The organism is Paraburkholderia sp. (assembly GCF_050742655.1).
Lineage (GTDB): Bacteria > Pseudomonadota > Gammaproteobacteria > Burkholderiales > Burkholderiaceae > Paraburkholderia.
The window spans coordinates 368,945-395,106 of record NZ_JBOIGG010000003.1; the positions used below are offsets into that span (position 1 = coordinate 368,945).

Sequence of the window (26,162 nt, forward strand, 5' to 3'; positions counted from 1 at the left end):
GGAGACGGTGCTTATGGACTGACGCGATCGAACCACGACACCGCGGCCGCGGACACGTCCGACGCCACCGACACAGTCGCAAGCGCAGACACCGCCAGCGCTTCGCGCAGCCCGCGCGCCGGCACGCTGGATGGATCGCCCATCAGTTCGTCGAACAGCCAGCGCTCCGCGTCGGCCATCGCCACTTCGCGCGCGGGCCGCGTGAATAGCGCGTGATCGAGCTTCGGCAGCGTCGCCGCGCGCACCCGCGTGTAGCGGCGTAGCGCACCGAGCTGCGGGCCGAACTGCACGCGCGCCTCGTCGAGCCCGACGTCGTAGGCGCCGTACACGAGACGCAGCTGCACGCCTTTCGCGTGAATCGTGCGGATCAGCGCGCGAACCTCGTTGACGATCAGATGCCGGCCGGTGCGCTGCTCGATCCAGCCGGTCGCGCCGAGCCACGCGCTCGCGACGGCACGCCGCGCGAGCACCGCCGCAATCCGCAGCGGATGGCTGTGGCCGCGCAGCGCACGCAGCCACTTGCGCGGCATCCATGCGGCACGCCAATACACCTTCGACGACGCGAACTGATGCTCGCCCGGTTCGCGCGCAGCGCCGTCCCAGACGAACTTCTGCAGATTCACGCAGTACGCGCCGACGATCCGCGGCTGCATCGCGCTCGCATGCAGACCGACGTACGCGCCACCGCACACACCGAACGTCGCGACGCTCGCATGCCCACGCGCGACCAGCCAGTCGGCACCTGCCGCCGCGTCGCGACATGCGCGCTCCGAATAGATCGTGTCGAGCGTCACGGTGTCCGCTGTTGGCGTCGCATCGCCGAGACCGCTCAGGTCCATCCGCAGCGACGTGACGCCGAGCGCCGCGAGCCGCCGCGCGAACAACACGAAAATGCGCCCGTCGCCGATGTGATGGCTCGCGCCGGTATTGAAGAACAGCACCGCGGGCGCGTCGGCGCGCGGCACGGCCGGCTCGCAGTAGATGCCGAAGTACGGACCGAACGCGACCGGTTGCTCGAGCGCAGCTGCAGCCGGCAGATCGAGCACCGGCTCGTCGGACGGCGGGTGGGCTTTATCCACGCTGTCGATCGAATCGCGCGCGTGCGCACTTTCAGCCGGCGCCGCCGCGCCGTTCGCGAGCCAGGCGGTCAGGCGCGCGAACGCGTCGGCGGGCTCCTCGCTGTAGAGTGCCTCGACCATGAAGCGGTCGTATTCGTCGAAGGTCTGCCGATCCACCGCGACGCCGTGCGCCGCGTAATGCGCGGCGAGCGCGCCGTTGCGGCTGCGGTCGTTCGCCTCGAACAGCAGCACGCGCGTGGCCGGCGCCGACGTGTCGCTGCGCAGATCGATTTCGGCGAGCCGCGCGATGTCGTCGCCATACAACCCGAAGCCAAACGCCTCGACATAACCGTCCTGCTCGCTGATTGGATCGGCGTTCATCCCGGCCGGTGTGCTGAGCCAGCTCTGCCGATGCGCGCGCAGTTCGCGCACGTAGTGGCGTCCGACGATTGTCGGCGCGAGCAGCACCAACCCGTCGATATCGCCGATGCGCTGCGCGGCGAGCGTCGCGAGCGTCGCGCCGAGCCGCAGCCCGACGAGCGACACCCGCCGCACGCCGGTCCATTCGCGCAGGCGGCGCACGGCTGCGGCGATGCTGTCGAGCCACGCGTCGATACGCTGCGGGTCGTCTTCGAAGCCCGCCGAATCGCCTGTGCCCGGATAGTCGAAGCGCAGCACCGGCATGCCGGTCGCCGCGATCCGCTCCGCCAGCCGGCGCCAGCTGCGATGCGTGCACAGCGCGTCATAGCCGAACGGATTGCACAGGACGACGCCCTGTTCCCCATCCCCTGGGTGCAGCCACCCAAAGCAGTCGTCGAAGACGACAGGTTTCATTCTTTTGCCCCCCACAAACCCTCGTTGGTCTCGACGCACGCCTCCACGCCGGTATTGACCGCATTAAATCAACGCGCGTGGTACGTATCTGTACGGGCCCGCACACAGTCAAAACGCGTCGCGATGCACCATGGGTCATCGTCGAAACGCGCCGTGCGACGTCCGTCGTGTCCTTCGCTGCCGTACCCGAGTCTGTGTCCGCATCGCGGACCTCATCCCGGACCCACGCGGCTGCGTGCGTCGCCCTCTCTCTGGCCTCTCATGGAAAAACGGATCGTCAAGAACATCGCCATCAACTTCGTCGGCTCGGTCGTGCCGGTCTTCATTTCGCTCGCGACCGTCCCCGCATACCTGCACTCGTTGGGTGTCGAACGCTACGGTGTGCTCAACCTGGTGTGGGCGCTGATCGGCTATTTCAGCGTGCTCGAACTCGGCACCAGCATCGCCACCGAAAACTCGATTGCCCGCGTGCGCGACGCCACCGACGATTCCGTCGAACGCATCTTCTGGAGCGCGTGCTCGCTGAACTTCGTGAGCGGCGTGATCGGCGGCGCGATCATCTATTTCGCCGCGTACCTGTACGTGACGCACGGCACGAAGGTCGATCCGCAGTTCCAGCGCGAAGTGATCGCGAGCCTGCCGTGGATCGCGGCCGCGGTGCCGCTCGCGAACGTCACGTGGGTGTTCGCCGGTGCGATCGCCGCGGTCGAGCGCTTCGCGAGCTTCAGCACCAGCCAGACGATCGGCACGCTGCTATTCCAGCTCGTGCCACTCGGCGCGATCTGGTGCTTCTCGCCGTCGTTAGCGGTGGTGATTCCGGCCGCGGTTTGCGCGCGGATCCTCGCGGGTGTGGTGCTCGGCATCGCGACGTTCCGCGCGCTGCGGATCCGCCGCGTGCGCAAGCCCGACTGGCCGACGGTCGTCGCGCTGTTCCGCTACGGCCGCTGGCAACTGCTCTTCAGCGGCGCGGGGATGATCGCGCAGACGCTGGATCGCGTGCTCATCGGCGCACTGCTCGGTGCGCGCTTCGTCGCGTACTACGTGACGCCGCAGAACCTCGTGACGCGGCTGAATATCCTGCCTGGCGCAATGCTGCGCACGCTGTTTCCGCGGCTGTCCGCATCGACGCGCGAAGATGCCGACGAACTCGCACGCAGCGCGCTCGCGCTGCTGAACGGCGTGTTTACGCCGTGCGTGATCGTCGCGGTATTCGCGTTGCAACCGTTCCTGCACGTGTGGCTCGGCGAACATATGGCGACGATGTCGGCGCCGTTCGGCCGCGTGCTGATTGTCGGCGTGTGGCTCGCGGGGCAATCGAGCATCCTCGGCATCCTGATCCAGGCGCAGTCGCATCCGGCACAGGTCGCGCGCGTCAGCTGGATTCAGCTGCCGTTCTTCGCCGGCGGGTTGTGGCTCGGGATTCACCTGTTCGGTGTGATGGGCGCGGCCGTGGTGGTCGTGATCAAGTCGCTGTGCGATTACGCCGCGTTCCTCTATTTCGCACAGCTGCATCTGCGCACGATCGCGGGCAACATGCTCGCGCACATCGCGTTCCTCGGCGTGGCGGTCGCGCTCGCGAGCGAGCTGTCGCGCGTGCCTTCGATGATCGCTGCCGCGTGGCTGCTGGTCGCCGCGAATCTCGCGTGGTCGCTGTATGAGTCGGCGATGCTGCGGGATCTGCTGCGGCGGGTGTGGGGAAGGCTTGCGTTGCGGGCTGGCTGATAGGGCCGAAGGGTTGTCTGCACTTGCCGTTGGCTCGGGTGGTCTGTCGCCTCTGGAACTGTGCGGTCAACCGGAAGCCGACCGTCATGCGGGCGGTCGGAAATGCGGACGGCTTGTAGACTGGGGGGCCGGCGAAGAGGTCATAGGCGACCGCACCGACGCGGGTCGAAGCATTGCCCTGCAGGCCGACAACCGTCCCCGCCAGTTGCGTACCGACGAGGTTGATTACATTCGGCCCACACACGCGGCCATAATCAAGGGCGGCGTAAAAGGTCTGCCCCTTGTGCGGGGCGGCACCTACTTTCTTTCTTCCTTCGGGCGTAGTGGCCGGAGCACCCCCGCGCTCGTCCAGTAATGCATGGTTGTGGAGGAGTATGGGTATGCTCCAGTCAGCATCGCGTCATCACTTCGTCAGGCGCACCACGTACAATCCGGGGTCCTGTGCGTTCGCGGCCAGACTATAGTTCGGCCGGGCCGAATACGCAGCCCCCTGGATCAACGGCTTATAGGTCACGGTTCCGCCCGACACCTCCGCCAGTTCAATGACCGGCGGGCTCTGTGTGGGAACGACATTCGTCGTGAAGTTCAAGGTCAGCGTCGATGACACCATACTTCGAAGATTTCCTTGAGCCTTCACTTCGTAGACGTAATCCGCCTTCACACCGGCAGGCACCGGATTGGGCTTGCCCAGACACACGGTCAGATCGCTGGTAGTGACACTTGCGGGCGTCTTGATCGTCAGCGTTGCTACACCATCATCCGAAACCATCGACAGATTCGCGTTCGGGATCGAGCTACCCGTGATTTGTAGCTTCTTATAGTCGGCTGGGCACGAGAACGCTTCCGATTGCGCAGCGGGGTCCGACTGTTCGGGCGTTCCTGTCGCGCTTCCCTTGCCATTGTTGCCACCGCCACCACATCCCGCCAGCAGGACCGCCGAAGCAATCAGACTCGCCGGAAACAATTGGAATCTATGTATTACCTACCCCTTAAATGTCAAGTATTACTAACCAGTTATCAGAATCAGAAACTGCCAGTCTCTCACTACACAAACCCCCTGCTTAAAACTGCGTGGTTACCTGAAAGCCGACCATCACGCGAGCGGTCGGGAATCCGTCCGGCTTGTAGACGGGCGTGCCGGCAAAGAGGTCATACGCGACCGCACTGAGGCGCGTGGACGCGTTGAGCAAACTACCAAGCACCGAACTGGTGGCCGCGCCCATCGCACCCGCCCCGCAGCTCTGGCTGCTCGCTGCCGCGCCTGCGCAACCGACGATCGCATGGAGCGCAGCGCGCGCCGTCTCGTCCTTCAGACCGTCAGCAATCTGCTTGACGCCATTCGCGCTCAACTCCTGCAGGTACGCAACCGTCGCGTTCTGCGCTAGCTGACCCGCGCCGCCCGTCACATTACCGCCAGCGGCTACCGACAACGCCGTCAACACCTGGCGATAGGTTCCGCTGGGACCCCACTGCTCATTCAGCTGGTCGGCCTGCTGCTGCGCAGCTGCACGCTGTTCCGGTGTCAGGTCCGGATTGTTCGCTGCCTTCTTTGCAGCATCCGCTTCCGCCGCACGGTTCGTTACAAACGTACCCAGCTGATTGACGAACTGACTCGCGATATCGAACCCGGCCTGAATCTTGTCCTCGTCAAAAATCGGCGCGAGCGCGCCGCCCGTGTTCGACGTATCCCGGTTGACACTAGCGACCGTCTCATCAGCCGTCTTGCCGGTAAGCTGCTGCTGCCCGGTCTGATCGGTGATCCTGATTGCGCCGCCACTGATACCACTGCGGGTACCCGCCTTGACGACGGCCTGTCCCTTGGTGACGATGGTTCCCGACGCATTGTTCAGCGCGCTGGCCCCTGCACCCGGCGTAATCGTCAGCGTACCCGTGCCGCTATGGGTAATCGTGCCGCCGGCATTATTCAATTCGGCGGGCGTGAGCGTCAGGTCCGTGCTGTTCGTTTGAAGGACACCGCCGCCCGAGTTGTCGAGCGTGCCGCTCACATTGACCGCGATTGGCGATACGCCATATTGCGTGATCGTGCCGGCGTGGTTCGTCAGGTCCGTGGCCGTCAGCGCAAGCTGGTTCGCTTCGATCTTGCCGCCACTGTTGTCGAGCGTGCGGGCAATCGTCGCCGTCAGGTTCGGCGCGACAATCGAACCACCGCGGTTCGTCAGCGAGCCGCTGTGGATCGTCGCGTTCGAAATCGCGCTGATCGAACCGCCATCATTCTTCAACGAGCCGCTGGTCAGGCTGAGCGCCGTGTCCGACGACAGCCTGCCATTCGAATTATTCAGTACACCGCTTGCCGTCGCAGTCAGACCGGTCTTGCCGGAAATCGCACCGCCCGTGTTATCGACAGCGCCGGTATGGATAACCGTTTGTCCGTTGCTAACGATCTTGCCGTGAATATCTGAAATCGATCCGGTACCGGAGCCGAGCGTCAGCGTGCCGTTGCCCGCATGCGTGATCGTGCCGCCATTGTTCAGGAGCGTAGCGGAGGTGAGCGCGAGGTCCGTGCTTTTTGTCTCGAGCGTGCCGCCGCTGGAGTTGTCGAGCGTGCCGCTGACGTTCACGGCCATCACATCGGTCCCGGTCTGCGTGATCGTCCCGCCGTGATTGATCAGGTCGGTCCCGTTCAGCGACAGCTGGTCCGCCTGCACGGTCCCTGAACTGTTGTCGAGCATCGTTCCGTTCACGGTCGCCGTGTGGCCGACGATCGTGCCGCCCGCATTGGCGAGGCGTGCGCCCGCATCGATCGTCGCATTCTGCGCGGCCTTGAGCGATCCGCCGCCGTTGTCGACCGATTGCCCGGTCACGTGCAGATTCGCTTTGGCGTCGACCATCCCGCGATTGACGACGGTCCCGCTGTGCACGGTCACGTCACCGTTGCCGGCGATCAGGCCGCCCTGCGCACCGTTGGCCGTCGTGCCGGCCGCATTGGTGAGCTGGCCGTCCGTCGTGACCGACAGGCCGTCACGATTAAGCGACGTAACGCGACCGCCCGAGTTGTCCAGCGACGCACCGGTGACAGTCATCTTCGCGGCGCTCTGAATCGTGCCCTGCTGATTGAGGATCGCGCCGCCGTGTATTTCCGTCGTACCCTGCGACACCAGTTCGCCACCCTGATTGGCGATCTGACCGGATGACTTCACGAACAACGGGCCTTGCGCCGAAATCTCTCCGCCCTGGTTCGAGACACGGCCGACCTCCAGCGTCACGCCACTGCCGCCCGACAGCTTGCCGTGATCGTTGATGACCGCACCCGAGGCGCCGGCTTTCACGGCTCCGTGCGCACTCGTGGTCGCACTGGAAAGATTCAGATCGCCCGTGTTCGCGTTCAGCGTGAGGGCGCCGGTCGCCGCCGTCGTGCTGCCCGCGAGATTGACGCTGCCGCCCGAAATCGCCGCGTTGCTGCCCGCGACATTACGCCCTGTCGCCACAAGCTGGCCCGCTGCCGTGACGTTCAGGTCGCCACTCTCGGTGACGACACCATCGTTGTTCACCCCTGCGCCGAACGAGCCGGTCGAATTCACCGCGCCAGCATGCACGTCGAGATTCTGCTGGGCTGAGAACGTACTGCTGTTCGTCAGCGTACCGCGGGTACTGGCGGACACCGATTGCTGCGCATACGTTGTACCGCTGTTCTCGATGCCATCGCGTGCATCGATGGCGATGTTGCCGCTCGCGTTCGTCCTGCCGGTCAGGATCAGTTTGCCCTGGGTGGTCAGCGTCAGGCCCGCTGCCTCCGCGCCGATGGTGCCCGCGTTCGAGACACCCACACCGTTCTCGGTGCCGAGCAGCACAATACGGTTCGCGTACATGCCGCCCAGCTGCGCCACGTCGATCGACACGCCCGGCGCGGGACCATCACCCTGAATCACCTGCGTGGCAAGCGTGTCGTGGTTGACCTGATTCGCGCCGGTCACGACGTTGAGGTTCTTCGCGTGAATCGCCGCGTTCGCCTGTACCGCGCGCGCGACCAGGTCGACCTGGTCGATGTCGGACGCCTTCAGTCCCGCGCCCTGCACGGCGATGTTGCCGCCTGTGACGTTGAAGCCCGTAAGCGATCCGTCCGCGCCATAGAGGGGACGACCCGTCGTCAAAATTCCGCGCGACGTGTTGATAAAGCCGCCGCCGTCCACCACGATGCCGGACGAGTTGGCGATCACGACTTCGGCACGATTGCCTGCCACCTCGACGTAACCGCGCAACTGGCTCGGCGAGCTGCTGTTAACCTGGTTGAGAATGATCCGCGCCGACTGGCCTGGATCGAAATTCCGATTGCCGTTGATCTGCCCGGCCTGTTTCGTGCCGACGAGGGTGGGCGAATTGTTGAGGATCGCGCCCGCCTTCGTTACATCGAACTGGTTGTACGTATTCACGGATACGCCAGCACCCGACGGCTTCGTGATGTCAACCTGTGGCGTGCCATTCCGCGTCTGGATGACTGACGGCGCATGCGCGCCCGCGCCTGTGATCTGCGCAAGCGACAACGTCGGTACCGTTCCCGCCAGCATCGCAGCAGCCAGCGCGATGCCCCGCCACGAGAACAGGAAAATGCACGCATGCGCACGTACCCCCGTGCGCGCGACCGATTCACCGCTATGCGATTTTCCTGTCGCAGTTGCTGTTTCCTGAACCGCGACGACCATACCCCGGAGCTTCGAATACACCAGTCGAAAGCAGCGTGTGTTCATTTATGTTTATATGAGTCGAAGACGACAACTCACACGCTATGGCAATTCAGCACTGGCACATTTAAGAAATGCAAACTCGGTGAACAGCAATTACATCGATTTGACGATTGGTGATTCACTGCATAGCATTTCGGGCATCGAAGCGTTGAAGAGATGCACCGGCAACCGCCGCTGCATCTCTTCCATGCTCAAGCTACTGCGCCAGCGACTCACGTTGACTCGACCAACCTCAGCGCCCCACCCCATCCGCCACCACGTCCGTCGCCGGCCGTGCTTTCACGCTGCCTGGGCGCACCGTCTCGAGCGCCTGTTCATAGATCGCCATATACGCCTCGCACACGTGCCGCACGTGGAACGTGCCGATACCGTGCCGCGCGCGTGCGACGAGCGCCGCGCGTGCCGCGCGATCGGTCAGCAGCAGTTCGATCGCATCGGCGAGCGCCTCGGGGTTCGCGGGCGGCACGAGCAGACCGGCCTCGCCGTCGTCGAGCATCTCGGGGTTGCCGTCGACCCGCGTCGCGACGATCGCGCAACCGGCCTCGCGTGCCTCGCACAGCACCAGGCCACCGGGCTCGCGATGCGACGCGAGCACGAACACGTCGCACTCGGCCAGATGCGCGCGTGGATTCGCGACGAAACCGGTGAAACGCGTCCGCGCCGCAATGCCCAGCTCCTGCGCGAGCGTTTCCATTTCCGCGCGGTCGGGCCCGTCGCCGACCAGATACAGCACCGCGTCGGGAAACCGTCCGGTGAGCCGCGCAAACGCGCGCAGCAGATCCTGAATGCCCTTGCGGCGATACATGCCCGCCACCGTGACGATAGCCGGATGCGCAAGCTGCGGCGAAACTGCCGAGGCCAGCGGCAGGTCCGCGAAACGCGGCGTGCCGATCGTGCCGTTGCGCACCACCGCGAGCCGTTCGCGCGGCACGCCGCGTTTCGCCATCGAGTCGGCCACTGCGCGGCTCACCGCGACCACGCGATCGCCAAAGCGCATCAGCGACGCGCTGCGCTGAAACTCGTTGTGAACCGTCGTGATCAGCGCATAGCGGCGGCGCAGCGTGCCGAAGCGCGCGATCAACGCACCCGTCATCATGTGCGCGTGCACGACGTCGGGGTCGCACTGCGAGAGCAGCCGGTTGAAGCCCGCGATCATCGACGGCAGCTTCACGACGCTGCGCGACTGCGCCAGTCGCATGTGGCACACGCCGTATCGCGCGAGCAGCATTTCGAATGCGCCGCCCGACGTCGCGACCGTCACGTCGTGGCCGGCCTGCGCCTGCGTGCACGCGAGATCGACCATCATGTTGACGATGCCGTTGCCGGCGTTGTTCACTTCATTGGCGAGGTGGACGATTTTCATGGTGGCACGCTGAATTCAGTGGAAAGCTCGATCGGATAGAAGAGAGGCCACCGCGAGCGGACGCGCGGGCGGCGTGAAGCGGTACATCAGCGCCTTGCCGTGCCAGTCCTCTTCGACGAACACGAGGATCTCGCCATCCGGCAGACGGTGCGCGGTGATCGGCATCGACTCGTCGATCATGCCGCTCGCGTCGCCGACTTCCGGACCCGGCGCGAGGCGTCCGACGTCGTGGCCCGTGTCGCGGTCGTAGACGCGCACGATGCCGGTCATCGTTTCGACGGCGAACAGATAGTCGCCGGCTGCGGCAATGCCGTTGATGCCCTGCACGTCGGGCGGCCCGTGGTCCGGCAGGTCGATCGTGTAGCGCAGCGCGGGTTTGCCGGACAGCCAGTGGTCGTAGCGCGCGAGCGTCGAACTCGCGCTGTTCCAGTTGTGCTCGATGAACGGCCGCGCGGCAGTGGAGCCCGCGACGAACATCGTGTCCGCCGACGCGTCGTAGATGAGCCGCGTGATGCGCGTGAACGGCGCGGGCATCGCGAAGCGCTGCATCGATGCGTAGCGGTACACCGGGTTGCCGCTCGCGTCGAAACCCTGCAGCGGAAAACGCCGGATACCTTCCGCGACCGTGCCCTGCCACACGTCGCCGCGCGTATCGACCCACCAGCCGGTCAGGTGCGGACCCTCCGCGCCGCTGTCGGGTTGATTGAAATCACTGGCGGCGAAGCGGCCCTTGCCCGCCGTGTCGCGCCAGATCCATTCGCCGCGCGTCGGCTGGTTCGGCGGCCACGCGCCGTCGATGTGCGATGGCGCGAACAGACCCGACGGAATCGCCGTCTCGCTGTGCGCGGCAAAGCGATAGATGCGTAGATATGACGACACCATGTCGAGCGTGAACATCAGCCGGTGCCCGTCGACGTCGCGCACGATCGGCGTGCCGCGCTGCCCCTGCTTCAGATGCAGGAACGGGTCGTACGGATAGCGGAAACGGTCGACGGTATAGCCCGCGTACGACCATTCACTGCCTGGAGCACGCGACAGGTCGAGCGCGAAGCGTTTGCTGCCGCTGTACACGGACGGTGGATCGCCATCGACGAACTGCGCACCGTCGACGAACAGCAGTCCCTGCAGACTGAAGCGCTGCCGCCCGTCGGGCGTGTAGCTCTCGAGCACCGCGCCGTCGCCGTTGCCGGGACCCGGACTGCCCGCGCGGGCTCGCGGCCCGATGCCGTTCATCGACACGTAGACGTTGCCCGCGCGATCGACGCCGACACCGGTCAGCCCGTTGAAGCGCAGCGGCCCTGTCGCTCCTCGGCGGCCCGCATAGAGGCCACCGGATTCGCCAAGCGTCGCGGTCAGCTGCATCGATGCGGTCATGTCGTCGCGGCTCGGATTGGGATTGCGGTTGAGACTAACGTTGGCGTCGGACGTGGACGAAGTTGGCGCACCCGCGCTAAAAATCAGCACCTGCTGACGCGGGCCGTTGTCGGCCACCAGCAGACGGCCGCGGGCATCGAGCGTGACGTCGACCGGCACCGCATCCGCGGGCAGAGTGAGTTCGGCGAGACGCCTTCCGTTGCGCGCATGGTGGACGACGCTGCGCGCACCGTCTGTGCGGCCGCGCTCGATGATCCACAGCGAGCCGTCCGGCGCGAGCGCGAGCTTGCCCGGGTCGCGCACCGCGAAGCCGCCGGCCGGTTGCATCGACTCCGCATCGAAGATCTCGACGCGGTTCGCGAGCGGGTTCGACACGAACAGGTTGCGGTTGTCCGCGGCGAGACCGCGGATCGCGCCGTCCTCGCGATCCGGCGACTGCGCGATCAACCGGAACGCGAGCGACGTGCCCGGCCAGAACATCGCGCCGACGAACGGCACACCCTGCGTGAAGTCCTCGCGGCTGCGGCGTGTCACGCCATACCAGCGCACGCCCTCGGGCGGCAGGTTCTTCACCGCCGCGAGCGCAGTGCCGATGCTCTCGACGACCTGTGCGGCGAACACGTAGCGGTCGTTGACCGCGATCGCATCGCCGCCGAGCATCCCCCAACCGTGCGAGCCGCCGCCGTAGCCGAGCAGCTGACCGTCGCAGTAGTGGCCAAGTTCGCCGCCGCCCTCGTCCCACAGCGCGTTGGTGAACACGTCGCCGGATGGCGCGACGGCGATCGCTTCGACGTCGATCTGCATCCAGCGACGGTTCGCATAGCCCCACGTATTGCCGACCCACGACGTGCGGTACGACAGCGCGGACCGCGGCGACAACGCGACGGGTTGCGCGGCAGGGAGTGCCTGCGCGGCGCGGGCAGCAGTGTCGGTCCGTGCCTCGGTCCGCACCACCGTCTGCGGCACGACCGTGACGCCTGGATCGAGTGCGACGAGCGCGGCCGCGACCGGCAGCATCAGCACCGCCGCAACGACGAGCCACTCGAAGAGCCGGCGTGTGCGCGAACGGGGCAGCATGATCGTCGTCCGGAACGTGTGCGTTAGAACGCGGCTATCGCTTCGCGATAGACCTCGGCGACCTGCGCGGCGACGACAGGATGATCGAAATGCGCGCGCGCATACGCGCGGCACGCAGCGGACGAAGGCAGCGCGCGCCGGCCGAGCAGCGCATCGGCAATCCCGCCGCCGAGCGCGTGAAACCCGCCCGACGGCAGCACGAGGTCCTCGGACAGCGGCGCCACGGCCTCGGGCAGTCCGCCGACCGGTGTCACGAGCACCGGTGTGCCGGCCGCGAGCGATTCGATCGTCGTGAGACCGAAGCCTTCGAGCGAGACGGTCGGCACTACGGTGACGTCGGCGGCCGCGTACCACAGCGGCAGCGCGTCGTCGGGCACGAAGCCCGCGAGCCGCACGTGCGCGTCGAGCCCGCGTGCAACGATGCGCGCCTGCAGCTGCGCTTCGAGCGGCCCCTTGCCGGCGATCACGAGCAGCACGTCGGGCACCGCGCGGCGCACGACGAAGAGCGCATCGATCAGATCCTCGAGCCCCATCCGCGACACGAGACGGCGCACGCAGAACAGCAGCGGCCGGTCCTGCGGCGCGCCAAGCCGCTTGCGCGCGCTGCGCTTCGATACGCCGCGATCGAAGCGGTCCACGTCGACACAACCCGGCACGATGCGGATCCGCCCTTCATCGACGCCATACTGCGTGTGCAGGATCTCCGCGAATGCATGCGACAGCACGATGTGGCGCGTGCCGCCGCGATACACGAAGCGCTCGAGCGAGCGACGCATCATCCGCGACAGTGCGCCGCGCCCCTCCGCGCCAGACTCGTCGGCCCACGGACCATGAAAATGCACGACCCGCGGCACGCCGCCGAACACGCCCGTGGTCGACGCGGCATATAACGCGAAATGCGTCGCGACGACGTCCGGCACGCGCGCCTGCTTCAACTCCTGTGAGCGGACACGCGCCTGCCACAACCGCGTGCCGAGCCGCTCCTGGGCCGCCGCGAACGGATGCACGAGGCCGCCCGACGCTTCGAGCACACCGGGGCTGCCGGCAACCATGCCGCGCACGTTGACGCCCTGAGCGGGCAGCGAATCGACGAGCGCCTTGAACATGCGGTCGAGCCCGCCCGGCTTCTCGCCGAACCAGTGCATGCCGATCTGCAATGAATCGATCGTGCCGCTCATGATTCTGCCGCCGCGGTGTCGTGCGCTGTTGTGCGCGCTGCATCGTTTGCAGCGACGCTATGCCCGGCTGCACCTGCATCCGCCTCCGCCGAAGCACCGGTGCCGGCACGAGCACGACGCCGCGCCGCGACCTGCGCATACAGCGCGAGATAGCGCCCGGCCATCGTCTGCCAGCTAAGCGTGCGTGCGAGCTCGCGCGCCGCGGCGCCCATCCTGAGCGCACGTGCCGGATCGTCGGCGAGTCCGCGGATCGCCGCGGCGAGCGCGACGTCGTCGTCCGGATGATCGAGCACCACGCCGCAGTCGGGGCCGATCACTTCCGCGCCGCCCGCAGTGCGCGCGGTGACGACTGGTAACGCCGCCGCGAGCGCTTCGAGCAGCACGAGGCTCATCGCTTCATAGCGAGACGGAAACACGAACGCGTCGACCGCGCGCATCAGCGCTGGCATGTCCTTCACGAGATCGGTGAAATGCACGCGCTCCGCGAGCCCGAGCGACGCCGCGAGCGCCGGGTACGGGCTATTGCGCAGAATGCCCGCGACGACCAGATGCACGTGCGGCGGCGTCAGCATCAACGCGCGCAATACCGTGTCGAGGTTCTTGCGCGACACGCGCAGATCGCCTGCGAACAGCAGCAGGAACCGCCCCTCCGGCAGACCAAAGCGCGCTCGCTGTGCCTGACCTGATGCTCCGAATTCGCCAGGCGCGAATTCATCGACGTCGACGCCGTTATGGATCACGCGCAGTCGCGCACGATCGATGCCGAGCGCGCGTACTTCCTGCGCGACCTTCTCCGAGACCGGCACGATCGTGTCCGCGCGACGGAACGCCCAGCGTTCGCACCACGCGTTCAGCTGTGTGTAGATCACCTGGTAGGCGTCGTACGGGCCGCGCAGCAGACGGAACGGATAGAAGCCGCAGCGATACCAGCCGTCGTGGACGAAGTGCACCGCGTTGACGTCGGCGCGCGCCCACGCGATGAAGCCGTTCACGTGCACGACGTCGAATTCGTCGCGATGCGCACGGATCCACGCACCGCTGCGCGCGGCGAACAGTTGATACTGCACAAGGCGCGTCGGCAGCCGGCTCGGTTCGATCGGCACGAAACGCGCGAGCGGATGTGCGACGAGTTCAGGCGCGGCCTTCGATGCGAGCAACGTCACGCGATGCCCAGCCGCGAGCGCGGCCCGTGCGATCTCGTAGTTGACGCGCCCCTGACCATCGTTGTTCGTGACGACGTGCGTGACGATCAGGATGCGCAGCGGCGCGTTAGCGGATGAATCGACTGATGGAGTCATCGGTGCGTTCATCGTCGCACCTCCCGCATTGCACGCATCGCTGGCACGCCACTCGCAGGCGAGACCTCTGCGCCAGAGACTGTCGCCACCCGCTGACGCTGCTGTGCTGCGCGCATCTCGCGCGCGTAACGCTGACCGATCGCCGGCATGATCACTCCGATAAAGAAAAACATGCCGGGCAGCGCGACCAGCGTATTGACGAACACCATCATCGCGAAGATCGCGAGCGCGACGCCGACGCCGGAAATCGCGAAGCGGTCTCTCGAACGCGACAGGCTCGCGCGAAACGCGCGCCACATCAGCATCAGGATGCCGGTCGTATAGAGCAGCGTGCCGGGCCAGCCCATCACGAACGGCACTTCCATCAGGCCACTGTCGAACACGACGTTCAGCTGCGCCGAGTTGTCCGCGAGCTTCGTGCCGAGGCCGGTCGTGCCGAGTCCCTGGCCTGCGATGTCGGTCAGCGCGACCGACAGGAAGTTGCGGTAGAACTGCGCGCGCACCTGGTAGCTGTCGTCCTTGCCGAGGTTCGACAGCGAATCGAAGCGTTGCATGATCTTGTCGGACACGTCGCCGATCATCGCGACCGGCGCGCACAGCATCGCGAAGCCGAGCAGCCCCGCGATCATCCGCATCCGGCTGCGGCCGTCGAGCATCGCGAGCGGGTACAGCAATCCGACGACAAAACCGCCCCACGCGCCGCGCACCGACGTGAACAGCAACGACGGAATCGCAACGAGCCCGGTCAGCATTTTCGTTTTGCCGGGCGCGGCAAGCAGCATCAGCAGCACGACCATGATCGTCGTCGCGTACGCGCCCGACGAATTCATCGTGCTGCTCACGCGCATCGCGAACGGCACCGGGTGTCCTTCCGATTCCATCTGCGACGCGAGCAGCCAGAACGCATCCCACGGCGGCGGCGACACGTACTGGATCACGCCGTACGCGCCCATCACGAAGCCGCCGTACGTGAAGGTTTTCAGCAGCACGCGGTGATACAGCGGATAGTCGCGCCACGTCACGACGAGACGGAACCCGATCAGCACCGGAAACAGCCAGTTGACGAGCGTGAACGTCGCGGCCGCGGGACCCGCGCGCGTCATCCCGACGATGTACGCATAGAACAGCGCGAGCACGATCAGCACGAGCGGCGCCGCACGACGCTGGCCCAGCACGTGGGCGTGCTTGATCAGCGACAGGCCCGACAGCGCGACCGCGAGCATCGACGCGATCATCACCGGGCTTTGCGGGTTGAACGAGCCGTTCATGAAGTCCGCGAGACGCCGCACCTCCGGCGACAGAAAAAACAGCCAGCACACGAAGCCGAGGTAATGCGCGGGCGAACGCCAGTAGAACCACGCGGCGATCGCGAACGCGCCGACCGGATAGAACATTTCGATCACGCGGCCCTGATGCGCGAGGATCAGCAGCATCGTCACGCCGAAGAACGCGAGCGGCAGACGCAGCGGGTGCCGCAGACCGGACGACGTGGCACGTCGTGCGGGCCGTGCGGCGATGGGTGCCTGATGCGGCGCAGGCATGCCAGACACGCGAGCCTCGTGCGGAGAACGAAGCGCGGAGGACGGCGCAGCAGATGAGCGTGGCAAAGGCCCGTGCAGCCAGGTGGAAGGCGTATTCATCGTCGGTCGGGTCCGGGCGGGATGCGAACGGCGGCCGTGCCGCTACGCACGCAATGGCGTATGCGGCAAGCAGCAGACGCCGTCACAGTAGTTCGAAGGTACTGACGAGCGTTGCTCCGGCTGCGTCGCGCTCGCGGCGCAGGCCGGCAAAGCGCGGCTGCGCGCCGTGTGGATGGCGCGTAAGTCCGATGAACGGTACGCCGTGCTCGAGGAACGGGCCTTCGCTCTTGCGAAAGCCGAACTGCTCGTAGAAACCGCGTAGTCCCACCGGCGCCGACACGCGCGCAACGCGCCCCGGCCAGCACTCGGCGATCGCATGCAGCACGCGTTCGATCAGCATTTCTGCGGTGCCGTCGCCGCGTCGCATCGGACTCGTCAGCACCTTGTCGATCATCACTTCGGGATCTTCGGCGTCGCCGGGCTTGATGCGCGCGTAGGCAAGCACGGGCATCGGACGCGACATGTCGTCGACCGCGAACACGTGCAGCGCAGTGTCGTCGTGCCCGTCCGCGTCGAGGCAGACGTGCGACTGTTCGACCACGAACACCGCGCTGCGCGCCCGCAGGATCAGGTACATCTCCCGCGCGGTGAGTTGATCGAACTCCAGTGTTTTCCAGTTCATTGCCCCTTCTCCCAGCATGCTTGCGACGGACCAGGTCCGTTCGATGGCCACACGTTACGTCGCCAACCCGCATGTTTCCGTGCGGAATCGCACTGACGCTAGTGCCTCGCAATTCGTTAAATACGGTCAACCTGCACGATGCGCGGCGCAAGACACTGCCGGGACGCAGGCGACGGGGCCAACTTCGAGAGCACAAACAACAGGGGCGACATTTCATGAAAACAGCATTGCGACGCATTCTTTCCGAATCGGCACGTCTCGACGTGCCGCCGGACACGCTGGCCGACGACGCCGATCTTTACGCGGCAGGACTGTCGTCGCTGGCGACGGTGCATCTGATGCTCGCGATCGAAGACGAATTCGGCATCGAGATTCCGGACCGCATGCTCACGCGCCGGCTCTTCTCGAGCATCGATTCGCTCGCTGCCGCGGTGACCGAACTGCAACAGGCGCAGGCGGCAGCATGAACGCGCCGATGCCGCACGGCGCCGCCGTGCCCGGCGGGTCGCCCGCCGCCCCCGCAACCCCTGCCGAGGCTCCGATGCTCGCCGCAGTCGAACCCGAGCCCAGCTGGCGTGCGGCCGCGCTGCGGGCCGCACAGGTCGCCGTGCAATACGCAGACGCAGTCGACCGCGACGCGCGCTTTCCGACAGAGGCTTTCGACGCGCTGCGACGCGAACGTTTGCTATCCGCGTTCGTGCCGGTCGAATACGGCGGCGCCGGGCTGTCGCTCGCTGATCTCGCCGCAATCTGCGAAATACTCGCGCAGGCCTGTGCATCGACGGCGATGGTGTATGCGATGCACCAGATCCAGGTGGCCTGTATCGAAGCGCACGGCAGCGCCTCGCCGTGGCAGCGCGCACTGCTTCGTGACCTGGTCGAACACCAGTGGCTGCTCGCGTCGGCGACGTCGGAGGAAACTATCGGCGGCAATATGCGCACCAGCGCGTGCGCAGTCGAGATCACCGACGGAGACTTCCGCATCGAGAAGCTCGCGCCGACCATCTCGTACGGCGCGCACGCGGACGGCATTCTCGTCACCGCCCGGCGTACCGCCGAATCGGCGGCGGCCGATCAGGTGCTTATCGTCGCGTTACGCGAACATACGCAGCTGGAAAAACGCGGCGGCTGGGATTCGATGGGAATGCGCGGCACCTGCAGCGAAGGCTTTCGCCTCGTTGCGACCGGCAGCGCCGAGCAGATTCTTGAAACTCCATTCGCCGAAATCGCCGACCAGACCATGCTGCCCGTGTCGCACACGCTGTGGGCGGCCGTGTGGACCGGCATCGCGACCGACGCAGTGAATCGCGCGAAGGCGTTCTTCCGCGCACAGGCGCGCGCGAAGCCCGGCTCGGTGCCACCCTCGGGATTGCGCCTCGCTGAAGCGGTCGGTCTGCTGCAGATGATGCAGGCACGGCTCGCGGTCGCGCTCGACGCTGCACGTGCCGCGCATCTCGCGAAACGCGGCTGTCTCGCCGATGCGCCGCTCGCCGCGATGCTCGGCTTCGCATCGGACATGAACACGCTGAAAACCAGCATTTCGTCGACCGCGCTGCTGGTCGTGCAGGAAGTACTGATGATCTGCGGGATGGCGGGCTACAAAAATGGCACGGAATACAGCGTCGGACGCCATCTGCGCGACCTGTACTCCGCGCCGCTGATGATCAATAACGACCGCATCGCGCAAAACACGGCCAGCCTGCTGCTCGCACAGCGTCCGGCCGCTCCGGGGAGAGCCTGAGATGAACACGATGACCGATACCGCCGCGCTCGCAAACGTGCCCGACGCAGGCGCAGCCGGTAATGCGCCCACTTTCCGTGACGAACTGCTCGCGCAGGGTCTACTGATCGACACCGGCGAGAACGGCCTGTATGGGCGCAGCCAGGTGTTCGAAGACGTGATCGACCGGTTGAACGTCGCGATCACGCATCTCGGCGCCGACCAGGCGCCCGAGGTACTGCGCTTTCCGCCTGCGATGCGCCGCACCGACTTCGAAGATAGCGAATATCTGAACAGCTTTCCGAATCTCGCTGGCACGATCCATTCGTTCTGCGGCAACGACATGGGGCATCAGCGCCTGCTGCGCTGCCTCGACGACGCGATGACCGAACGTGACGACGACCGCAGCGACGCGTGGATGGAACAGCAGAAGCCGACCCGCGTCGTGCTGACGCCGGCCGCGTGCTATCCGATCTATCCGGTGATGGCGCGGCGCGGCCCGCTGCCCACCGACGGACGCACGATCGACGTGCTGTCGTACTGCTTCCGTCACGAGCCGTCGCTCGACCCCGCGCGCATGCAGATGTTCCGCCAGCGCGAATACGTGCGGCTCGGCACGCCCGACCAGGTGATGGCGTTTCGTCAGATGTGGATCGAGCGCGGTTCGCTGCTGGTCGCGCTGCTCGATCTGCCGGTCGACGTCGATCTCGCGAACGATCCGTTCTTCGGCCGCGGCGGCAAGATCATCGCCGACAGCCAGCGCGCGCAGGCGCTCAAGTTCGAACTGCTGATCCCCGTCGCGAACCCGGACAGCAAGACCGCGTGCCTGTCGTTCAACTATCACATGGATCACTTCGGCGCGATCTGGAAGATCGAGTGCGAGGACGGCAGCGTTGCGCATACGGGCTGCGTCGGCTTCGGGATGGAGCGGATCACGCTTGCGCTGTTCCGGCATCATGGACTCGACGTGAACGCGTGGCCCGACGGTGTGCGCGCGCTGCTGTGGGGCGATACGCAGGGGCGGGTCGAGCAGGCGCTGGCGAATGGCACACACGGAGAAACCGCATGAATCCCCCGCTCACGACGGTCTGGAGCCGCTCAAGCGACGCCCCTGCGGCGGCAGGCGCCCTGCCCACAACCGCCGTGGTGACATCGCTGTTCGCGCCGGTGCATACCCGGCTCGATACCCGGCGCGAGCACGTGCCATACGTACCGCACGCGTTGCATCAGGGCGAGCGCGTGTGGCAGGAGACCAACTGCTACGTCGACCTGTGGATCGAACTGCTGCACGGCTTCGGGCTCGACCCGCGCGCGGCGCTCGCGTTCACGGTGACGCAGGATTTCGAAGGCGATCAGTTCACGTTTTTCAAGTTTCCGCTCGAAGACCTCGACCGCCTGTACGGCACCCAGGTCCAGGAGCTCGCGATCTACGATTCGCTCGAAGACCGCGTGCACGCGCAGACGCAGCGAGGCCACACGGTGCTCGTCGAAGTGGACGGCTACTACCTGCCGAACACGCGTGCAACGTCGTATCGCCGCGAGCATCCGAAGACCACGGTTGGCATCGACTTCATCGATCCCGACGCACGCAAGCTCGGTTATTTTCACAACACCGGCTATCACCGGCTCGACGGCGACGACTACGAGGGCATGTTCCGCAAGCTGCCGCAGTTCGCGGACCGGCCGGAACTGCTGTTTCCGTATGTCGAATTCGCGAAGCAGTCGCGACCGGCACTGGAAGGCACCGCACTCGCGGATACGTCGGCTGAACTGCTGTGCGCGCATCTCGAGCGACGGCCGCTGCGCAATCCGGTCACGCAGTGGCGCGCGGCGTTCCCCGAGCATCTCGACACGCTGTTCGCGCGCGGCGAACCGTTCTTTCATCCGTATTCGTTCAATCTGATGCGGCAGCTCGGCGCGAACTTCGAGTTTCTGTCGAAATACCTGCTGTGGCTCCATGCGCAAGGCTTCGACATTCCCGCATCGATTCCCGCCGCCGCGCAGACGATCGCCTCCGAAGCGATGGTGATGCAGTTCCGTCTCGTGCGCGCGATCGCACGCGGCCGGCGCGATCCGTGCGACGACTGCTTCGACGTGCTCGAAGCCGCCTACGACGACACGATCACACCGCTCGCCGCGCTCGTGCTGTGACCGCTGCTGTGACCGCGCGTCCAGCGGGCATCGCTGCGGTGTCGCTGGATGACGTGCTTGCCGCAGATGACGATGCACGCGATTTCTGGCCGCTGCGCCTCGATACCGGCTGGCAGTGCGTGAGCACGCCGGCCGGTGCGTGCGCATCGCCTGCCCGGTTGCCCTCAGACGGCTGGCTCGATGCAGCCGTGCCGGGCACTGTCGCGTCCGCGTGGCGCGCGGCCGGCCGGCTCGACCCCGAGCATCCGCCGCCCTTCGCATTCGACGATCACTGGTATCGCCTGCCGCTCAGCGGTTTCGGCCGTCGCAAGCTCCGGCTGCATGGCCTCGCGACCATCGCGGAGGTTTGGCTCGACGATACGAAGCTGCTCGATTCGACGTCGATGTTCGCCGTGTACGACATCGAACTCGATCTGCACGGCACGGCGACACTTGCACTGTGCTTCCGCTCGCTCGCGCCCGCCCTCGCCGTGCGCCGCTCGCGGGCGCGCTGGCGGCCACGTCTCGTGTCGCCGGCGACGTTGCGCAACGTCCGCACTACCCTGCTCGGACACATGCCCGGCTGGTGTCCCCCGCTGCAGGCGGTCGGTCCATGGCGGCCTGTGGAACTGCTCGGCGCTTCGCAAGATGCGTTCGATACCGTCGATCTGCGCAGCACGCTCGACGGCGACGATGGTCTCGTGCATCTGACGCTGACTTTCGTTGTGCCGCGGACACCCGAGCGGATGCGCGACGGTGTGGCGTCGCTCGTTTGCGGCGACGCGCGTGCAGCGCTTGTATGGCGCGACGCGCACACGCTCGCCGGTACCGTGCGCGTGCCACGCGCCGAACGCTGGTGGCCGCATACACACGGCACGCCCACGCTTCATGCAGTCGCGCTCGAACTCGACGGCGTGCGCTGCGAACTCGGCCGAATCGGGTTCCGCTCGATCGACGTCGAGCGCGGTGATGATGGTCACGGCTTCGCGTTGCGCATCAACGGCACGCCGGTTTTTTGCCGCGGTGCATGCTGGACGAGTGCCGATCTCGCGACGCTCGCAGGCACGCCCGCGCAGCTCGAGCACGCGCTCTCGCTCGCGCGCGACGCGGGGATGAACATGCTGCGCGTCGGCGGTACGATGGTCTACGAATCCGACGCGTTCTACGCGCTCGCGGACGCGTACGGCCTCCTCGTCTGGCAGGATTTCGCGTTCGCCAATTTCGACTATCCGACCGATGCTGATTTCGCCGCGTGGATCGCGCTCGAGGCAACGCAGTTTCTCGCGCGCACACGCCGTTTCGCATCGCTCGCGGTGTTGTGCGGGGGGAGCGAGATCGAACAGCAGTCGGCCATGCTTGGGCTGCCGCCGGCGCTGCGCGCGCAACCATGGTTTACCGAACGGCTACCCGCGATCGTCGCGGCCGAACGGCCCGACGTTCCATACGTGCCGCATTCGCCGGGCGATACTTCGTTGCCGGGTTCAGGCGACTCTTCGCAGAACGCGAACACGTGGCCCTTCTCGACGCGTACCGGCATCACCCACTACTACGGCGTCGGCGCGTACCAGCGTCCGCTCGACGACGTACGACGCGCACAGGTCCGCTTTGCTGCCGAATGCCTCGCGTTCGCGAACGTGCCCGACGACGCCACGCTGCACGAAGCCGTCGGTACCGTGCACGCACACGATCCCCGCTGGAAGGTGGCCGTGCCACGCGATCCGGGCGCTGGCTGGGATTTCGACGATGTCCGCGACCACTATCTGCAGACACTGTACGGTGTCGATCCGGCGCGTCTGCGCTACGAGGACAACGCGCGCTATCTGGATCTGTCGCGCGCGGTCGTCGCGGAACTGATGACCGACACGTTCGCCGAGTGGCGCAGCACGCATTCAACCTGCGGCGGTGCGCTCGTGTGGCAGTTCCAGGATCTGCGCGCCGGCGCGGGCTGGGGTCTAGTCGATGCGCTGGGGCGACCGAAAAGCGCATGGCACGCGCTTGCCGGCGCGTTGCGTTCCGTGCAGGTCGCGATCACCGACGAAGGGCTGAACGGTCTCGATCTGCACATGATCAACGAGACCGCTGCGCCGTTGTCCGGACGACTGGAACTGGTCTGTCTGCGCGACGGCGCGGTGAAGGTCGCATCGGGCAGCTGCCCGGTCGAGCTGGCGCCGCGCAGCCGGCAGCGCATCGAAGCGGCGGCCTGCCTCGGCCAGTTCTTCGATCTGACTTATGCATACCGCTTCGGTCCTCGCGCGCACGACGTGACGATCGCAACGCTGCGCGACGCCACGACTGGCGAGATCTGGTCGGAGGCATTCCACCTGCCCGACCGGACCGTACACGAGCGCCACGACCTCGGCCTCGTCGCGACGCCCGAGCGCACCGCGTCGGGCTGGCAACTGGTGATTGAAACGCAGCGCTTCGCGCGCTTCGTGCATGTCGCGGACACCCGTTACCGCGCAACGCTGGACTGGTTCCATCTCGCTCCGAACCGGCGCGTGGTCGTGCCACTCGTACCGCTCGTGCCACTCACGCCACTGGCTGTACACGATCCCGCATACGCGTGTTCGAACGCGAACGATACAACTCCTGCACCCTCCGGCGAAGTGCGCGCGATCAATGCACGCGCATCTATCTTCTACGACTGATCGATTCCGTTCCTTCCCGTTTCACTTCGCAACCCGCGTAAAGCCACGCGCTGAATGGCGCGCGACGCCGTATGCACACGGCGTCGCGGGGCAACGCGCGGGCGTTCGCGAGATTCGCAAAATGCCTTCCGTTCGCGAGCACACGCAACCCGGTGAACACATCTGAATCATTTCAGCAACACGGGCACAGCGTTGTCGCACCAGTGTTTACGCGATCGTTTCAAACCGGACGCACCATCGAAAGGCGCTTCGCAAAACGCCGCTTCCCCAATCTGATCAAGGACTTGAGTCGAATAAAAAAGGCCTTTCAGCGATTTTTCAAATCCTGACCTTGTGTACAGATTTGAAACAAAAACACACGTTTTGCCGCGTACTGAGACATCAGCCACTTCGCTGCACCGCACCAGTACTGGCTTCCCGGCCATTTGGCACGGTCCTCGCTAAATGAATGCCGCGACATAAGCGCCCGGCACAAAACCACAACCGCCGACGCGCACAGGCCATACGAGGCCGGTACTGCATCACGTCGCCGCTCGCCAGGCGGCACATTACGACGGATGCGGGACCGGGGGTTAAAAAACGGCGTCGTTCAATACGGCGCCTTCGAGGACCGATCATCATGTTGATGCTTCAATCCGACCTGCACGGCAATCATTTGCTCGGTGCACTGCCTTCCCATGAATGGCAGGCTCTTGCCCCCCACCTGGAACTGGTTCACCTGCGCACCGAGCAGTTGCTGTGCGATGCCGGCCAGCGCATCCATCACGTGTACTTCCCCACCACCGCGATCATCTCGATGCTATCGACGATGGAAGACGGCGGCTCGGTCGAGATCGCCGCGATCGGGCGCGAAGGGATGACCGGTGTGCCCGTGCTGACCGGCGGCGAAACGATGCCGAACCGCGTGCAGGTGCAATGCGCGGGCTTCGCGTACCGGATGAGCGCACAGGCGCTGAAGCAGCAGTTCGCGCGCTCGGATTTCCTGCGCCGCCTGATGCTGCTCTACATGCACGCGCTTCTCACGCAGGTCGCGCAGACCGCCGCGTGCAACCGCCATCACTCGCTGAACAAGCAGCTATGCCGCTGGCTGCTGATCGAGATCGACCGGGTCGCGTCGAACGAACTGACGGTCACGCAGCAACTGATCGCCGACATGCTCGGCGTGCGCCGCGAGGGCATCACCGAAGCCGCCGGCAAGCTGCATGACGAAGGCCTGATCCATCACAGCCGCGGCCACATCAAGGTGCTCGACCGTCAGCGGCTCGAAGCCCGCGCGTGCGAATGCTACGGCCTCGTCAAGCGCGAATTCGACCGGCTGCTCCCGCGCCTGCACCAGTCGGAAACCGTCAACTGAACGGCACACCGCCGCTACGGTAACCAGAGGTAAAGACATGTTCCGCCATACCGCGCGTTGCCTCGACGCCCTGTTCGTCATTGCAGGCGCGCTGATCGCCCACTGGATGCGCTTCGGCCAGCCGCTCACGCTCGGCGACGACGAGAAGCTGCTGATCGCGTTCAACTGCGTACTCGTGCTGCTGCTGTTCCCGATCTTCGGCGTGTACGACACGTGGCGCGGCAAGCCGCTGCCCGCGATGCTCGCGCGCGTCGCGACCGCATGGTTCGTGGTCGTCGCGACCGGCCTCGTGCTGGTGTTCACACTGCACCGGATGGACGCGCTATCGCGGCTGTGGTTCGGCTGGGCAACGCTCGCGTCGGGCGCGCTGATTGTCGCGACCAAGCTGATCGCGCATCTGCTGCTCGGTGTCGCGCGGCGTCGCGGGATGAACTTCCGCACGGTGGCGATTGTCGGTGCGCCGGGTTTTGCGCGCACGTTGCTCGCGCATCTCGAGCACGCGCCGCAGGCTGGCTTCCGGCCCGTGTGCGTGTTCGACACGGGCGCCGAAGCCGCGCATCTGCCGGCCGCGCCGATGCGTCGCATGCCGGTGTTCACCGACATCGATGCCTTCGCGGCAAAGGTCCGCACGGAGCAGATCAACGAAGTCTGGCTCGCGCTGCCGTTGTCCGAAGAACACACGCTGTACCGCTTCACGCGCACGTTCCGCAACGACTTCGTGAACCTGCGCTTCATGCCCGATGTGCGCAGCCTGTCGCTGTTCAATCACACGCTCGTCGACGTGCTCGGTCTGCCGACGATCAACCTCACCGCGCCGTCCGTTTCGCCGGTGCAGATGTGGCCGAAGCTGATCTTCGACCGGTTCTTCGCGCTCGTCGCGTTGACGCTGCTCGCACCGATGTTCGCGGTGCTCGCGATCGCGATCAAGGCAACATCGCGCGGGCCGGTGTTTTTCACGCAGGTGCGCAAAGGCGTCGATGGGCGGCCGTTCCGCATCTACAAGTTCCGCTCGATGACCGTACATCGCGAAGCGCACGGCCAGATCACCCAGGCGTCGCGTCACGACGCACGCGTGACGAAGCTCGGCGCGTTCCTGCGCCGCACGAGCCTCGACGAGCTGCCGCAATTCGTCAACGTGTTGCTGGGCCAGATGTCGGTCGTGGGACCGCGTCCGCATGCGCTCGAACACGACGATCTGTACAAGGACCAGGTGTACGGCTACATGCACCGCTATCGCATCAAGCCCGGCATTACCGGCTGGGCGCAGGTCAACGGCTATCGCGGCGCGACGACGAAGATCGAGAAGATGGAAACGCGCGTGAAGTTCGATCTGTTCTACATCCATAACTGGTCGTTCGGCTTCGACATGCGGATCGTGCTGATCACGATCTTCAAGGGTTTTGTCAGCCGCAACGCGTATTGAACACGCTGATTTTCGGGGACT

At 65.8% G+C, this 26,162-nt stretch carries 18 protein-coding genes and 1 pseudogene; 8 read left to right on the forward strand and 11 right to left on the reverse strand.

Annotated features, from left to right (window positions below):
- Window positions 1-11 precede the first annotated feature (11 nt).
- Complete coding sequence (locus ACREXZ_RS06865; protein WP_431763283.1) at window positions 12-1,892, reverse strand: alpha/beta fold hydrolase; 1,881 nt, start codon at window positions 1,890-1,892, stop codon at window positions 12-14.
- Between the two features lie 261 nt (window positions 1,893-2,153).
- On the opposite strand from ACREXZ_RS06865, the gene ACREXZ_RS06870 reads away from it, so the two are divergent.
- On the forward strand, window positions 2,154-3,614 hold the full coding sequence (locus ACREXZ_RS06870) for an oligosaccharide flippase family protein (RefSeq protein ID WP_431763284.1): 1,461 nt from the start codon (window positions 2,154-2,156) through the stop codon (window positions 3,612-3,614).
- A 55-nt stretch (window positions 3,615-3,669) separates the two neighbouring features.
- On the opposite strand, the pseudogene ACREXZ_RS06875 reads toward ACREXZ_RS06870, so the two are convergent.
- The 9 genes and pseudogenes from ACREXZ_RS06875 to ACREXZ_RS06915 all read right to left on the reverse strand — a co-directional run.
- Window positions 3,670-3,894, reverse strand: a pseudogene (locus tag ACREXZ_RS06875) (ShlB/FhaC/HecB family hemolysin secretion/activation protein); the annotation flags it as partial.
- Between the two features lie 123 nt (window positions 3,895-4,017).
- Complete coding sequence (locus ACREXZ_RS06880) at window positions 4,018-4,578, reverse strand: hypothetical protein (RefSeq protein WP_431763285.1); 561 nt, start codon at window positions 4,576-4,578, stop codon at window positions 4,018-4,020.
- A gap of 97 nt (window positions 4,579-4,675) precedes the next feature.
- Window positions 4,676-8,317, reverse strand: a complete 3,642-nt coding sequence (locus ACREXZ_RS06885; RefSeq protein ID WP_431763286.1) for a filamentous hemagglutinin N-terminal domain-containing protein — start codon at window positions 8,315-8,317, stop codon at window positions 4,676-4,678.
- Between the two features lie 229 nt (window positions 8,318-8,546).
- Window positions 8,547-9,677, reverse strand: a complete 1,131-nt coding sequence (locus ACREXZ_RS06890; protein WP_431763287.1) for a glycosyltransferase family 4 protein — start codon at window positions 9,675-9,677, stop codon at window positions 8,547-8,549.
- A 15-nt stretch (window positions 9,678-9,692) separates the two neighbouring features.
- A complete protein-coding gene (locus tag ACREXZ_RS06895; protein ID WP_431763288.1) occupies window positions 9,693-12,128 on the reverse strand; it encodes a hypothetical protein in 2,436 nt (811 codons plus the stop codon).
- A gap of 23 nt (window positions 12,129-12,151) precedes the next feature.
- The gene (locus tag ACREXZ_RS06900) at window positions 12,152-13,306 is read right to left on the reverse strand and encodes a glycosyltransferase family 4 protein (RefSeq protein ID WP_431763289.1); all 1,155 of its coding nucleotides are present in this window, start codon (window positions 13,304-13,306) and stop codon (window positions 12,152-12,154) included.
- Window positions 13,303-14,568 carry a glycosyltransferase family 4 protein gene (locus ACREXZ_RS06905; protein ID WP_431763363.1) on the reverse strand — a complete coding sequence of 422 codons (1,266 nt, stop codon included), beginning with the start codon at window positions 14,566-14,568 and terminating at the stop codon, window positions 13,303-13,305. Before ACREXZ_RS06905 ends, ACREXZ_RS06900 begins: the two co-directional genes overlap by 4 nt.
- A 44-nt stretch (window positions 14,569-14,612) precedes the next feature.
- Window positions 14,613-16,145 carry a hypothetical protein gene (locus tag ACREXZ_RS06910; RefSeq protein ID WP_431763364.1) on the reverse strand — a complete coding sequence of 511 codons (1,533 nt, stop codon included), beginning with the start codon at window positions 16,143-16,145 and terminating at the stop codon, window positions 14,613-14,615.
- 181 nt (window positions 16,146-16,326) lie between these two features.
- Window positions 16,327-16,866 (reverse strand): GNAT family N-acetyltransferase, encoded by a 540-nt coding sequence (locus ACREXZ_RS06915; RefSeq protein WP_431763290.1) that lies wholly within the window; start codon window positions 16,864-16,866, stop codon window positions 16,327-16,329.
- A gap of 215 nt (window positions 16,867-17,081) precedes the next feature.
- On the opposite strand from ACREXZ_RS06915, the gene ACREXZ_RS06920 reads away from it, so the two are divergent.
- The 5 genes from ACREXZ_RS06920 to ACREXZ_RS06940 are packed head-to-tail and all read left to right on the forward strand — an operon-like array spanning window position 17,082 to window position 23,364.
- Entirely contained in the window at window positions 17,082-17,333 is a 252-nt protein-coding gene (locus tag ACREXZ_RS06920; RefSeq protein WP_431763291.1) for an acyl carrier protein, read from the forward strand.
- Entirely contained in the window at window positions 17,330-18,607 is a 1,278-nt protein-coding gene (locus tag ACREXZ_RS06925; protein ID WP_431763292.1) for an acyl-CoA dehydrogenase family protein, read from the forward strand. The genes ACREXZ_RS06920 and ACREXZ_RS06925 overlap by 4 nt, the downstream gene beginning before the upstream one ends.
- 1 nt (window position 18,608) lies before the next feature.
- Window positions 18,609-19,655, forward strand: coding sequence for an amino acid--[acyl-carrier-protein] ligase (locus tag ACREXZ_RS06930; protein ID WP_431763293.1), 1,047 nt, complete (start codon window positions 18,609-18,611; stop codon window positions 19,653-19,655).
- Entirely contained in the window at window positions 19,652-20,737 is a 1,086-nt protein-coding gene (locus ACREXZ_RS06935; protein WP_431763294.1) for a DUF1839 family protein, read from the forward strand. Before ACREXZ_RS06930 ends, ACREXZ_RS06935 begins: the two co-directional genes overlap by 4 nt.
- Window positions 20,734-23,364, forward strand: a complete 2,631-nt coding sequence (locus ACREXZ_RS06940) for a glycosyl hydrolase 2 galactose-binding domain-containing protein (protein ID WP_431763295.1) — start codon at window positions 20,734-20,736, stop codon at window positions 23,362-23,364. The genes ACREXZ_RS06935 and ACREXZ_RS06940 overlap by 4 nt, the downstream gene beginning before the upstream one ends.
- A gap of 167 nt (window positions 23,365-23,531) precedes the next feature.
- Here ACREXZ_RS06940 and ACREXZ_RS06945 read toward each other — a convergent pair whose 3' ends face one another.
- A complete protein-coding gene (locus tag ACREXZ_RS06945; RefSeq protein ID WP_431763296.1) occupies window positions 23,532-23,789 on the reverse strand; it encodes a hypothetical protein in 258 nt (85 codons plus the stop codon).
- Between the two features lie 194 nt (window positions 23,790-23,983).
- Here ACREXZ_RS06945 and ACREXZ_RS06950 point away from each other — a divergent pair, with 194 nt between their 5' ends.
- Both ACREXZ_RS06950 and ACREXZ_RS06955 read left to right on the forward strand, forming a co-directional pair.
- Complete coding sequence (locus ACREXZ_RS06950; RefSeq protein ID WP_431763297.1) at window positions 23,984-24,718, forward strand: Crp/Fnr family transcriptional regulator; 735 nt, start codon at window positions 23,984-23,986, stop codon at window positions 24,716-24,718.
- 37 nt (window positions 24,719-24,755) lie between these two features.
- Window positions 24,756-26,141, forward strand: coding sequence for an undecaprenyl-phosphate glucose phosphotransferase (locus ACREXZ_RS06955; protein WP_431763298.1), 1,386 nt, complete (start codon window positions 24,756-24,758; stop codon window positions 26,139-26,141).
- Window positions 26,142-26,162 lie beyond the last annotated feature (21 nt).